The following is a 12,634-nucleotide window of genomic DNA, read 5'->3' on the forward strand; positions in this document are numbered from 1 at the left end:
GCCGGTTATCGGGGTGATCGTCGATGCGCGCCGCACTGCCGCCCACCAGCGGGTCCACGGTCGGGATCATCGCCAATCCGATGTCCGGCCGCGACATCCGCAGGCTCGTCGCGCAGGCGTCGGTCTTCCCGAACGCCGAGAAGACCAACATGGCCCTCCGGATCGTCGCCGCCTGCGCGGCCACCGGCGTCTCCCGGGTGCTGCTGTCCACCGACGCGATGGGGGTCGCCGGCGGCGTGGCACGGGCACGGGAGCGTGGGACGACCGTCCCGCACGGGATCGACCTCGAGTTCGTCGAGCTCGAGGAGATGTCCGGAACCGCCGCCGACACGCGGGCCCATGTCGCGGCCATGCGCGCCCGAGGCGCCCAGGTGATCGTCCTCCTCGGCGGGGACGGCACGATCCGGGCGGCCGCGGCGGCCGCCGGCGACACCGTCCTGCTGCCCCTGTCGACGGGGACCAACAACGCGTTCCCCGAGATGTGGGAGGCGACGGTCGCCGGCACCGCCGCGGGGCTGGTGGCGACGAACCGGCTCGACGCCGACCGGCTCGGCTACCGGGCGAAGGCGCTGCACGTCCGCGCCGGGGCGCAGGAGGAGATCGCGCTGGTCGACGTCTGCGTGTCGACGGAGTCCCACGTCGGTTCCCGGGCGCTGTGGAGGACGGACAGCCTCCGGGAGCTCTTCTGCGCCTTCGCCGATCCGCACGCCGTCGGCCTGTCGAGCATCGCCGGGCTGATGCTGCCCAAGAGCAGGCACGACCCTGACGGGGTGCACCTCACGCTGGGCGGCGGGCGGCCGGACGGGTCGTCGCCCACCACCTGGTCCGTGCTCGCCCCCATCGCCCCCGGCGTCGTCACCGGTGTGGCGGTGGACACCGCACGCACGCTCGAGCCCGGCGAGATCTCCCGGGTCTCGCTCGATCGCGGGACGGTGGCCGTCGACGGCGAACGCGAGATCGAGTTCGGGCCGTCGACCCGGGTCACCGTCCGCCTGGCCCACGACGGCCCCCGCGTCCTCGACGTGCGCGCGACCCTGGCCGCGGCTGCGGCGCAGGGCCTGCTGATCGAACGCCGTATTTCGATCGACACCGACAGGGAGATCTCATGAGAGCCGCACGTTCCCACGGACGCGACGACGTCCGGATCGACGAGGCCCGCCCGACCACCGCTGTGCTCCACCCGCGAACGGAAGGAACGTGACGTCATGACCGGCACGCTGTCCTCGCCCACCGCGCAGGAACTGACCCCGGACGAGCTGCTCGAGGCGTACCGCACGATGCGGACCATCCGCGCCTTCGAGGAGCGCGTGCACGACGAGTTCGCCGGGGGCGACATCCCGGGCTTCGTCCACCTCTACGCCGGCGAGGAGGCCTCGGCGACCGGCGTGTGCAGCCATCTCGACGACCGGGACGCGATCGCCTCCACCCACCGCGGGCACGGGCACTGCATCGCCAAGGGCGTCGAGGTCAAGCCGATGATGGCCGAGATCTACGGCAAGCTCACCGGCTCCTGCCACGGCAAGGGCGGCTCGATGCACATCGCCGACCTGTCCAAGGGCATGCTCGGTGCGAACGGCATCGTCGGCGGCGGCCCGCCGCTGATCTGCGGGCGGGCGCTGGCCTCCCAGAAGCGCGGCGACGGCGGGGTGGGGGTCGCCTTCTTCGGGGACGGTGCGTCCAACCAGGGGACCACCCTCGAGTCGCTCAACCTCGCCACGATCTGGAACCTGCCCGCGATCTTCGTGGCGGAGAACAACGGCTACGCCGAGGCGACGTCGTCGTCGTGGTCGGTGGCCACGGACGACATCGCCGACCGGGCAGCGGCCTTCGGGATGCCCGGTGTGATCGTCGACGGCTTCGACTTCTTCGCCGTCCACGAGGCCGCCGGCGAGGCGGTCGCCCGGGCGCGCGCCGGCGGCGGCCCGACGCTGATCGAGGTGAAGTTCACCCGCTACTACGGCCATTTCGAGGGCGACCAGCAGCTCTACCGGGCGGACGAGGTGGCGCACGCCCGCGAGAACCTCGACTGCCTCAAGCGCTTCCGCGCTCGGGTGACCGCCGACGGGCAGCTCGACGCCGCGCAGCTCGACCGGATCGACGCCGACGTGGCGGCGCTGATCGAGGAAGCGGTCGCCGAGGCCAAGGCCGCACCCAAGCCCGGTGCGGACGACCTGCTGACCGACGTCTACGTCAGCTACTGAGGGGGCGGCGAGATGGCACGCACGATCACCTACCGCGAAGCGATCAACGAGGCGATCGCGCAGGAGATGGCACGCGACGAGCGCGTGATCGTCATGGGTGAGGACAACGTGGGCGGGACCGGCTCCCCCGGCGAGATGGACGCCTGGGGCGGCGTACTCGGAGTCACCAAGGGCCTCTACGGCAGGTTCCCGGACCGGGTCATGGACACCCCCATCTCCGAGTCCGCCTTCGTCGGGGCGGCGATCGGAGCCGCGACCGGCGGCCTGCGACCGGTCGTCGAGCTGATGTTCATCGACTTCATGGGCGTCTGCTTCGACCAGATCTTCAACCAGGCCGCCAAGTTCCGGTACATGTTCGGCGGCCGGGCCGTGACCCCGGTGGTCATCAGGACGATGTGGGGCGCCGGGCTGCGCGCGGCCGCCCAGCACTCGCAGTCGTTGCTGCCGGTGTTCACCCACATCCCGGGGCTCAAGGTCGCCGCCCCGTCGAACCCGTACGACGCCAAGGGCCTGCTGATCCAGGCCATCCGCGACGACGACCCGGTCATCTTCGCCGAGCACAAGATGCTCTACGACACCTCCGGCGACGTCCCCGAGGACAGCTACGCACTGCCCTTCGGCGAGGCCGACGTCCGCCGGGAGGGCGACGACGTGACGATCGTGGCCATCGGCCGCATGGTCGGCACGGCGCTGGAGGCCGCGGACGAGCTGGCGGGCTCCGGCATCTCGGCGGCCGTGGTCGACCCACGGACCACCAGCCCGCTCGACCTGGACACCATCCTGGAGCTGGTCGAGGACTCCGGACGGCTCGTCGTGGTCGACGAGTCGAACCCGCGGTGCTCCCTGGCGAGCGACATCGGCGCGCAGGTCGCCCAGGAGGCGTTCGGGGCGCTCCGCGCACCCATCCAGCTGGTGACGGGCCCCCACACGCCGGTGCCCTTCGCCGACTCCCTGGAGGACCTCTTCATCCCCGACGCCTCGCGCGTCGCCGCCGCCGTGAAGACCGCGGTGGACTGGACGAAGTGATGGACGACCGCATCCAGCGGGTGACGATGCCCAAATGGGGCCTGTCGATGACGACGGGGCGGATCGTCGAATGGTTCGTCGAGGAGGGCGACATAGTCGGCAAGGGCGACGACCTGGTCGACATCGACACCGACAAGATCGCCGGCACCCTGGAGTCGGCTGCGGCGGGACCGCTGCGCAAGATCGTCGCGCAGGTCGACCAGGAGCTGCCGATCGGGGCGACCCTCGCGCTCGTCGCACCCGCGGAGGTGCCCGACTCGGAGATCGAGGCCGCGGCCGCCGAAGCCCTCGCCGAGCTGGAGTCCCTGGCGCAGGCGGCCGAGGCGGAGCCGGAGCCCACCTTCGTGTCGGTGGGCGAGCGCAGCATCTCCTACGTCACCCTCGGGGGAGGGGAGGCGACGCCGGTGGTGCTCGTCCACGGGTACGGGGGCGACAAGAACTCGTGGCTGTTCGTCCAGCAACCGCTGTCCGAGGGCCGCCCGGTGCACGCCCTCGACCTGCCCGGTCACGGGGCCTCGACCAAGGACGTCGGCGACGGGTCCCTGCAGTTCCTCGTCGACACGGTCCTGGGCTTCCTCGACGCGCTCGGCGTCGAGCGGGCCCACCTGGTCGGCCACTCCCTCGGGGGAGCGGTCGTCGCGGCGACGGCGCGCGCGGCACCGGAACGGGTCGCCTCGGTGACGCTGCTGGCCCCGGCCGGGTTCGGGGGCACGCCCAATGCGCGCTACCTGCGTGGTTTCGCCGCGGCGTCGTCCCGGCGGGAGCTGAAGCCCCTCGTCGGTGACCTCTTCGCGGACTCCGCCCTGGTCACCCGGCAGCTCGTCGACGATCTGCTGCGGTACAAGCGGCTCGACGGCGTCCCGGAGGCGCTGGCCGGCCTGCTCCCGACGCTGCTCACCGACGACGACCGGCAGGCGATCGACACGAGAGCGATCCTGGCGGAGGTCGAGGTGCCGGTCCGGGTGGTCTGGGGACGGGAGGACCGCATCCTCCCGATGCCCGACGACGGCGACATCGAGCTCGTCGACGGCGGCCACATGCTGCACATGGAGTCGGCGAACGCCGTCGTGGCCGGGCTCGGCAAGACCCTGGAGTGACGCCGAGGGTGGGCCGGCCCGGACGGGCCGGCCCACCGCACGGCGGAGCCGCTAGGCGCGCTCGAGGATGGTGGCGTTGGCCTGGCCGCCGCCCTCGCACATGGACTGCAGGCCGTAGCGGCCGCCGGTCCGGTGCAGCTCGTGGATCATCTTGGTGGCCAGGATCGCCCCGGTGCCGCCGAGCGGGTGGCCGAGGGCGATCGCGCCGCCGTTGGGGTTGGTCTTCGCGAGGTCGGCGCCCGTGTCCTGGGCCCACGCGAGCACGACGGGCGCGAAGGCCTCGTTGATCTCGAAGGTGTCGATGTCGCCGATGCCCAGGCCGGACTTCTTCAGCGCCGCCTGGGTGGCCGGGATCGGGCCGGTCAGCATGTAGACCGGGTCGTCGCCGACCACGGCCAGGGTGTGCACCCGGGCGAGCGGGGTGAGGGAGTCGCGGCGCACCGCGTCCTCCGACGCCACCAGCAGCGCGGCCGCGCCGATCGAGATCTGGCTGGCGACGCCGGCGGTGATGGCCCAGCCCTCGCGCAGCGGCTTGAGCCCGGCCAGCTTCTCCAGCGAGGTGTCGCGGCGCGCGCCCTCGTCCGTGTCCAGCCCGGCGATCGGGGCGATCTGGTCGCGGAAGCGGCCCTCGTCGATCGCGGTGATCGCGCGGCGGTGGCTCTCCAGCGAGAACTTCTCCAGGTCCTCGCGGGTGAAGCCCCACTTCTCGGTGATCAGCTGGGCGCCCCGGAACTGCGAGATCTCCTGGTCGCCGTAGCGGTCGATCCAGCCCTGGCCCTTGGTGGAGGTGCCCAGCTCCTTGTTGACGATCCCGTTGGCGGTCATCGGGACCATGGCCATCTGCTCGACGCCGGCGGCGACGACCAGGTCCTGGGTCCCGGACATCACGCCCTGGGCGGCGAAGTGCAGCGCCTGCTGTGACGAGCCGCACTGCCGGTCGATGGTCACGCCGGGCACGCTCTGCGGCAGCCCGGCCGAGAGCCAGGCGGTGCGGGCGATGTCGCCCGCCTGAGCGCCCGTCTGGCTGACGCACCCCATGATCACGTCCTCGACGGCGGCCGGGTCCACACCCGTCCGCTCGACGAGCTCGCGCAGCACGTGTGCGCCGAGATCGGCCGGGTGCACCCCGGCGAGGGCTCCCTTGCGCGTCCCCACGGGTGTGCGGACGGCACCGACGATGAAGGCTTCAGCCACCGGATGACTCCCCTGCGCTGCGGATTCGGCGAACTGAACGATCGTACATTCAGTTCGCCGGTGATCGGCAGTCCCCGAAGCTGTGATGTCCTCGATGGACCCGGATCAGGCCGGGTGGTCCACGATCCGCATCACGATGAGGGTGTAGTGCTCCACGAGCTCCTCCATCGTCACCGGGCCGGCGGGGTCGTACCACTGCGCGATCGCGTTGCAGGCCGCCTGCGCGGCGCGACGGGCGTCGGCCGGGTGCTCGCAGCGGAAGGTCCCCTGCGCGACGCCGGCGTCGACGATGTCCGACCAGATCGTGCTGGCCTTGGTGCGCAGGCCGGCGAGCCGCTCCTCGTGCGCGGGCTCGAGGTTGCGCCACTCGCGCGAGGAGATGTTGCTCTCCGTCTGCCGCTGCACCCGGTACTCGACCGTGGCCTTGACCAGCGCGCGCAGCCGGTCCGCCGGGTCCTCGCCCGCGGAGGCGAGGGCCTCGTCGCAGCGGCGGAAGTAGTCGAGGGTGTTCTCCTCGATCAGGGCCGCGAGCAGGTCCTGCTTGCTCGGGTGCCAGTAGTAGAGCGCCGACAGGGACAGGCCGGCTCGCTTGGCGATGTCCCGGATCGACGCGCCGTGGTACCCGCGCTGCTCGAAGACCTCGCGCGCGGCCGCCGCGATCGCCTCGCGGCCGCCGCCGCGGGGGATCGGTCCGCCCTCGGGCGATCGGTCTACTGCGGTGCTCACACCGGAGAGGATAGGGCCCGGATGCCCCTTCTGGCGGCTCCACGGCGGTGTTAACTTAACGAGTGATCGTTCAAAGGTCCGTCAGCGACGCCGGGAGGTAAGCGGATGACTGCGGCGACCACTCTCGCGACGGGGAGTCCCCCCGATCTCGACGCGTTCCGCGAGCAGGCGCGTGCCTGGCTCCGCGAACACGCGCCGGCCACGTCGCCGGTCACCGACATCGAGGCCGCGCGCGCCTTCCAGGCCGCGCTGTACGACGCCGGGTTCGCCGGCATCACCTGGCCGCAGGACGTGGGTGGCCGTGGCCTCTCCACGGCCTACCAGCAGGCCTTCTCCGACGAGGAGGCCGAGTACGAGCTGCCCACCTACCCGTTCACGATCGGGATGGGCATGTGCGGGCCCACGGTCAACGACCTGGGCACCCCGGAGCAGCGCACCCGCTACCTGCCGCGGCTGCTGCGCGGCGAGGACATCTGGTGCCAGCTGTTCTCCGAGCCGGGCGCGGGCTCCGACGTCGCGAGCCTGCAGACCCGCGCGGTCCTCGACGGCGACTCGTGGGTCGTCGACGGGCAGAAGGTGTGGACCACCAACGCCCAGTGGGCGGACTTCGGCGCGCTGCTCGCCCGCACCGACCCCGACCGGCCCAAGCACTCCGGGCTCACGATGTTCGTGCTGGACATGCACGCGCCCGGGGTCACCGTCCGGCCGCTCAAGGACATGTCCGGCCGGGCGCCGTTCAACGAGATCTACTTCGACTCCGTGCGGATCCCGGCCGACGCCGTGATCGGCGAGGTCAACAACGGATGGCACGCCGCCGTCACGATGCTGGGCCACGAGCGCGTCTCCATCGGGTCCCGGCGCCGCCCCAAGACCAACCCGCTCGACTTCACCGCGGTCACCGCGCTGGCGCAGCGGCAGGGCGTGTCCGGCGAGCCGGCCACCCGGGAGCGGCTGGCCGAGCTCTACATGCGCGAGCGCGTGCTCGAGCTGTTCAACGTCCGGCTGCGCCAGGAGGCCGCGGCGGGCATCGCGCCCGGGGCGCGCGGCTCCGTCGCTAAGCTGGCCGGCTCGATGCTGGCGCGGCTCGCCGTCGACACGGTCGGCGAGATCGCCGGGCCGGAGATCGTGGCCTGGGACCCGGAGGACGCCGCCGGGGCCGCGGTGGCCCTGGGGATCACCTCCACGCCGTCGTCGAGCATCGCCGGCGGGACCAACGAGATCCAGCGCGGGATCATCGGCGACCGGGTCCTCGGCCTGCCGAAGGAGCCGTCCGTGGACCGGGGCGTCCCGTTCCGCGAGCTGAAGGTGGGGACGCAGAAGTGAGACTCGTGCTCACCGAGGAGCAGCAGGCCCTGCGCGCGGCGGTGCGCGACCTGCTGACGGACCGGGCCGCGTCGGCGCAGGTGCGCGCGGCGATGGAGTCCGAGACGGGGGTCGACCGGGACCTGTGGACCCGGCTCGGCCGCGATCTCGACGTACTGGGGCTGGTCGTGCCCGAGGAGTACGGCGGCGCCGGCGCCGGGCACGTCGAGCGGGCCGTGGTGCAGGAGGAGCTCGGCCGGGCGCTCGCGCCCACGCCGTTCCTCGGCTCGGCCGTTCTGGCCACCGACGCGCTGCTCGCCCTCGACGACGAGGAGGCCCGCCGGGAGCTACTGCCGAAGCTGGTCTCCGGCGAGCTGATCGCGACCGTCGCGGTGGCCGAGCCCGGCACGCCGTGGGGGCCGGGCGCCACCACCGCGACGGCGTCCGGGGACGGCTGGACCCTCGACGGCATCAAGACGCCGGTCGTCGCGGGCGACCTGGCGGACGTGTTCCTCGTTGTCGCGACCACACCGGAGGGGCCCGTCTGGTTCCGGGTCGAGGCCGCGGACGTCGAGCGGACCACGCTCACCACCCTCGACCCGACGCGACGACTCGCCCGGGTCGTGCTGCGCGGCGCGCCCGCGCGGAAGCTCGAGTCGGCCGATCCCGCGGGTGCGCTCGAGCGGGTCGCCGACCTCGCCACGATCGCGCTGGCGGCGGAGCAGCTCGGCGGCCTGCAGCGGGTGCTGGAGATGGCCACCGACTACGCCAAGGTGCGGGTGCAGTTCGGCCGGGCGATCGGCTCCTACCAGGCCGTGAAGCACGGGCTGGCCGACGTCCACTCGGACTGGGAGCTGGGTCTGTCCGCGCTGCGCTATGCGGCCTGGGCGGCCGACGAGGCCCCGGACGAGGTGCCGGTCGCGGCCGCGCTCGTCGCCACGTTCTTCGGGCCGGCGTACTTCAAGGCCGCCGAGGCGTGCGTGCAGTACCACGGCGGCATCGGCTACACCTGGGAGCACGACGCGCACCTCTACTACAAGCGGGCCAAGAGCACGGAACTGCTGTTCGGGGCCCCCGGGCGCGACCGGGCGCGGCTCGCCGACCGGCTGGGCGTCTGAGGAAGGGCTGTACATGACCGAGAGCACGACCGAGAACCCGGTACTCGTCGAGACGGCGGACGGGATCCGCACGGTGACGATCAACCGGCCGCGGCGCAAGAACGCCGTGAACGCCGAGACCTGGGACGGGCTGCAGGCGGCCTTCGCCGACGCGGCGAAGGACCCGTCGGTCCGGGTGCTGGTGCTGACCGGCGCCGGCGGCGACTTCTGCGCCGGGGCGGACCTGTCCGGCGGCCCGGCCGGGGGGCACCCGCTGAGCCGGATGCACCGCATCAACGAGATCGCGATGGCGCTGCACAGCCTGCCGATGCCGACCGTGGCGAAGGTCAGCGGCGTGGCGGTCGGGGCGGGCTGGAACCTGGCGCTGGGCTGCGACCTGGTGGTGGCCGAGCGCGACGCCCGGTTCTCCCAGATCTTCGCCAAGCGCGGGCTGTCGCTCGACTTCGGCGGGTCCTGGCTGCTGCCCAAGATCGTGGGGCTGCAGCAGGCCAAGCGGCTCGCGCTGCTCGCCGAGATCATCGGCGCCGAGGAGGCGGAGCGGCTCGGCCTGGTGACCTACGTCGTGGAGCCCGGCTCGATCGACGCGTTCGTGGCCGACCTGGCCAAGACGCTCGCCGCCGGTGCCCCGATGGCGCTCGCCCAGTCCAAGCGGATGCTCAACGAGAACACCGACAAGACGCTGCGCGAGGCGCTGGAGAGCGAGGCCCGCGCCCAGACGATCAACTTCGCGGGCACGGACGCGCCGGCGGCCTTCGAGGCCTTCATGGCCAAGCGGGAGCCGGTGTTCACGGGCGAGTGGGCAGTCAAGTGACGAGCACACAGGAGCCGATCACCGAGCAGGCCTACACCGAGATCGCCTACGAGGTCTCCGACGGGGTCGCCACGATCACGCTCGACCGGCCGGACCGGCTCAATGCCTTCACCACCACGATGATGCGCGAGCTGGTCCGGGCCTACGCCGCGGCCGACGCCGACGACGCGGTGCGCGCCGTCGTCGTCACAGGGCGGGGGCGGGGCTTCTGCGCCGGCGCCGACCTGCAGCGGGGCGGGGCGACGTTCAACGCCGACGACCCGGCCCGGGCCGCGGAGCGCCGCGACATCGGCACCATCGGCGGGGCCCCGCGGGACGGCGGTGGCGTCACGTCGCTGACCACGGCCGCGTGCCGCAAGCCGGTCATCGCCGCGATCAACGGGCCGGCCGTGGGCATCGGCGCCACGATGACCCTGCCGATGGACATCCGGCTGGCCTCGGAGACGGCGAAGTTCGGCTTCGTGTTCGCCCGCCGTGGCCTGGTGCCCGAGGCGGCGTCGAGCTGGTTCCTGCCGCGGATCGTCGGCATCTCGCAGGCCATGGAGTGGGTCGCGACCGGCCGGGTGTTCGGCGCCGAGGAGGCCCTCGCCGGCCGCCTGGTGTCGAAGGTCCTCCCGCCCGACGAGCTGCTGCCCCACGCCTACGGGATCGCGCGGGAGATCGTGGAGAACACGTCCGCGGTGTCGGTCGCGGTGAGCAAGCAGATGCTGTGGGCGATGCTCGGCGCGGACACGCCGTGGGAGGCGCACCGCGTCGACTCGCAGGCGATCTACCGGCTCGGGCAGAGCGCCGACGTGGTCGAGGGCGTCCAGTCGTTCCTGGAGAAGCGGGCGCCCGCCTTCCCGAACACCGTGAGCGCCGACTACCCGGACATCCTGGAGCGCTGGCCGAGCCGGCCGGCCGGGATGGACTGAGCTCCGGCGCCGGGGCGGCTCAGCCGTCCCGGCGCTCCTCGGGGAGCGCCCGGCGCTGCTCGCGCTCCAGCTCGCGCGCCTCCTGCCGGTCCTTGGAGAACCCGAGGGCCCCGACGAGCGGGATCAGCAGGAAGGCGAGCCACGCCATCGACACACCCGCGGCGTTGAGCACGAAGAACAGGACCAGCGCCACGATCGGGCTGGCGGCGGCGATCCGCGTGCCCCAGCTGCCGCCGAAACCGCGCTGCTGTACCGCCGCCTGCGGCCGGACGGCCGGAGCGCTGCCTCCGCTGCCGGGCAGCCGCGGGTGCGGCTCCGGCAGGTCCGTGAACAGGGCGGTCAGCTCGGCGGCGGTCACGGCGTTGGCCGCCACCGCAGAGCGGTCCGCGTACTCCTCGACGCCGAGGCGGCCGGCCTCCAGATGCGTGTTGAGCGCCGCCGCGGCGGCCTCCCGCTCGGCCGTCCCGATCCGCAGCGCGCCGTCGCCCCCCGTGGTCATGACAGCATTATGGATCCACACCGCGCCGGGGACGGCCGACGCCGCGCGTCGTGGATCCGTACTGCGGCCCGACGACGTCGTCGGGAGAAGTTCGGGGCGCGATGTCGAGAATCCGGGACCGGCTCCGTCCCCGGGGTGCGCGCGGCCACGATGGGTCGCACCAGCACCGAGGAGAACCGCCATGGCCAAGTACCTGCTGCTCAAGCACTACCGCGGCGCCCCGGCCGCGATCAACGACGTGCCGATGGACCGGTGGACCCCCGAGGAGGTCTCGGCCCACGTGCAGTACATGAACGACTTCGCGGCCAGGCTCGAGGGGACGGGCGAGTTCGTCGACAGTCAGGCGCTCGCTCCGGAGGGGACGTTCGTCCGGTTCGACGGCGAGGGCCGCCCGCCGGTCACCGACGGCCCGTTCGCCGAGACCAAGGACCTCATCGCCGGCTGGATGGTGATCGACGTCGACAGCCACGAGCGCGCCGTCGAGCTGGCCGGTGAGCTGTCTGCCGCGCCCGGGGCGGGCGGGAGGCCGATCCACGAGTGGCTCGAGCTGCGTCCGTTCCTGGCCGCACACCCGACCGTCACGGAGTGACCTCCCCGGTGGACGAGGCCCAGCTCCGGAGCCTCACGCCCGGCGTGCTCGGGATCCTCGTCCGCCGCGGAGCCGACTTCGCGGCGGCCGAGGACGCCGTGCAGGACGCGCTGGTCGAGGCGTTCGGCGCCTGGCCGGCCGACCCGCCGCGGGACCCGAAGGGCTGGCTGGTCACCGTCGCCTGGCGCAAGTTCCTCGACGCGACCAGGGCGGACGCCGCCCGCCGCCGGCGGGAGGACCTCGTCGAGGGGGAGCCGGAGCCCGGGCCCGCCCCCGCGGCTGACGACACGCTCCAGCTCTACTTCCTGTGCGCCCACCCGTCCCTGACGCCCTCGTCGGCGGTCGCGCTCACGCTGCGCGCCGTCGGCGGGCTGACCACCCGTCAGATCGCGCAGGCCTACCTGGTGCCCGAGGCGACCATGGCGCAGCGCATCAGCCGGGCCAAGCGCACCGTCTCCGGCGTGCGCCTCGACCGGCCCGGCGATGTCGCCACGGTGCTGCGGGTGCTCTACCTGGTGTTCAACGAGGGCTACTCCGGCGACGTCGACCTGGCCGGCGAGGCCATCCGGCTCACCCGGCAGCTCGCGGCGGCGATCGACCACCCGGAGGTGGCGGGGCTGCTCGCCCTCATGCTGCTCCATCACGCGCGGCGCGCCGCCCGGACCAGCCCGGACGGCAGCCTGGTGCCGCTCGCCGAGCAGGACCGCGGCCGGTGGGACACTCGGTCGATCGCCGAGGGCGTCGAGATCCTCCAGGCGGCGCTGGCCCGGGACCGGCTGGGGGAGTTCCAGGCCCAGGCCGCCATCGCGGCGCTGCACGCCGATGCGCCGACCGCCGGGGAGACCGACTGGCCGCAGATCGTCGAGTGGTACGACGAGCTCGCGCGCCTGACCGACAGCCCGGTCGTTCGGCTCAACCGGGCGGTGGCCGTCGGCGAGGCGGACGGACCACGCGCCGGCCTGGCCGCCCTCGCGGCGCTGGACGACTCCCTGCCCCGCTACACCGCGGTGGCGGCATACCTGCACGAACGCGACGGTGACCTGGCGCGCGCGGCTCGGCTGTACGCCGAGGCGGCGCGGTGTGCACCCAATCTCGCCGAACGCGACCACCTGACCCGGCAGGCCGCCCGGCTCAACGCCCGCCGGGGTCGCTGAGCG

Annotated in this window: 13 protein-coding genes; 10 read left to right on the forward strand and 3 right to left on the reverse strand. The window is 73.1% G+C overall.

Annotated elements, in window-relative coordinates; translation table 11 throughout:
- Nucleotides 1–23: 23 nt before the first annotated feature.
- From LWC33_RS01930 to LWC33_RS01945, 4 genes are all read left to right on the forward strand, one after another.
- Entirely contained in the window at nt 24–1,109 is a 1,086-nt protein-coding gene (locus LWC33_RS01930) for an ATP-NAD kinase family protein (RefSeq protein ID WP_233302373.1), read from the forward strand.
- A 96-nt stretch (nt 1,110–1,205) separates the two neighbouring features.
- Nucleotides 1,206–2,201: a thiamine pyrophosphate-dependent dehydrogenase E1 component subunit alpha gene (locus LWC33_RS01935; protein ID WP_233302374.1), complete on the forward strand. Its 996-nt coding sequence runs from the start codon at nt 1,206–1,208 to the stop codon at nt 2,199–2,201.
- Nucleotides 2,202–2,213: 12 nt separating this feature from the next.
- The gene (locus LWC33_RS01940; protein ID WP_233302375.1) at nt 2,214–3,227 is read left to right on the forward strand and encodes an alpha-ketoacid dehydrogenase subunit beta; all 1,014 of its coding nucleotides are present in this window, start codon (nt 2,214–2,216) and stop codon (nt 3,225–3,227) included.
- Nucleotides 3,227–4,324 (forward strand): acetoin dehydrogenase dihydrolipoyllysine-residue acetyltransferase subunit, encoded by a 1,098-nt coding sequence (locus LWC33_RS01945; protein ID WP_233302376.1) that lies wholly within the window; start codon nt 3,227–3,229, stop codon nt 4,322–4,324. The genes LWC33_RS01940 and LWC33_RS01945 overlap by 1 nt, the downstream gene beginning before the upstream one ends.
- Before the next feature lie 51 nt (nt 4,325–4,375).
- Here the strand turns inward: LWC33_RS01945 and LWC33_RS01950 are convergent, their stop codons facing one another.
- Nucleotides 4,376–5,518, reverse strand: a complete 1,143-nt coding sequence (locus tag LWC33_RS01950; RefSeq protein WP_233302377.1) for an acetyl-CoA C-acetyltransferase — start codon at nt 5,516–5,518, stop codon at nt 4,376–4,378.
- 105 nt (nt 5,519–5,623) lie between these two features.
- Complete coding sequence (locus tag LWC33_RS01955) at nt 5,624–6,244, reverse strand: TetR/AcrR family transcriptional regulator (protein ID WP_233302378.1); 621 nt, start codon at nt 6,242–6,244, stop codon at nt 5,624–5,626.
- A 105-nt stretch (nt 6,245–6,349) separates the two neighbouring features.
- Here LWC33_RS01955 and LWC33_RS01960 point away from each other — a divergent pair, with 105 nt between their 5' ends.
- From LWC33_RS01960 to LWC33_RS01975, 4 genes are read left to right on the forward strand one after another with little or no spacing between them, the layout of a single operon-like run.
- The gene (locus LWC33_RS01960) at nt 6,350–7,567 is read left to right on the forward strand and encodes an acyl-CoA dehydrogenase family protein (protein WP_233302379.1); all 1,218 of its coding nucleotides are present in this window, start codon (nt 6,350–6,352) and stop codon (nt 7,565–7,567) included.
- On the forward strand, nt 7,564–8,664 hold the full coding sequence (locus LWC33_RS35725) for an acyl-CoA dehydrogenase family protein (RefSeq protein WP_233302380.1): 1,101 nt from the start codon (nt 7,564–7,566) through the stop codon (nt 8,662–8,664). The genes LWC33_RS01960 and LWC33_RS35725 overlap by 4 nt, the downstream gene beginning before the upstream one ends.
- A gap of 13 nt (nt 8,665–8,677) precedes the next feature.
- Nucleotides 8,678–9,475 carry an enoyl-CoA hydratase/isomerase family protein gene (locus LWC33_RS01970; protein ID WP_233302381.1) on the forward strand — a complete coding sequence of 266 codons (798 nt, stop codon included), beginning with the start codon at nt 8,678–8,680 and terminating at the stop codon, nt 9,473–9,475.
- Nucleotides 9,472–10,389, forward strand: coding sequence for a crotonase/enoyl-CoA hydratase family protein (locus LWC33_RS01975; protein ID WP_233302382.1), 918 nt, complete (start codon nt 9,472–9,474; stop codon nt 10,387–10,389). The genes LWC33_RS01970 and LWC33_RS01975 overlap by 4 nt, the downstream gene beginning before the upstream one ends.
- A gap of 19 nt (nt 10,390–10,408) precedes the next feature.
- Here the strand turns inward: LWC33_RS01975 and LWC33_RS01980 are convergent, their stop codons facing one another.
- A complete protein-coding gene (locus tag LWC33_RS01980; protein ID WP_233302383.1) occupies nt 10,409–10,888 on the reverse strand; it encodes a DUF1707 domain-containing protein in 480 nt (159 codons plus the stop codon).
- A gap of 181 nt (nt 10,889–11,069) precedes the next feature.
- Here LWC33_RS01980 and LWC33_RS01985 point away from each other — a divergent pair, with 181 nt between their 5' ends.
- Together LWC33_RS01985 and LWC33_RS01990 are read left to right on the forward strand one after the other, a co-directional pair.
- Nucleotides 11,070–11,477 carry a YciI family protein gene (locus LWC33_RS01985; protein ID WP_233302384.1) on the forward strand — a complete coding sequence of 136 codons (408 nt, stop codon included), beginning with the start codon at nt 11,070–11,072 and terminating at the stop codon, nt 11,475–11,477.
- 8 nt (nt 11,478–11,485) lie between these two features.
- Entirely contained in the window at nt 11,486–12,631 is a 1,146-nt protein-coding gene (locus LWC33_RS01990) for an RNA polymerase sigma factor (RefSeq protein WP_233302484.1), read from the forward strand.
- Nucleotides 12,632–12,634 lie beyond the last annotated feature (3 nt).

Source organism: Pseudonocardia terrae (assembly GCF_021343995.1).
In the GTDB taxonomy this organism is placed as follows: domain Bacteria; phylum Actinomycetota; class Actinomycetes; order Mycobacteriales; family Pseudonocardiaceae; genus Pseudonocardia; species Pseudonocardia terrae.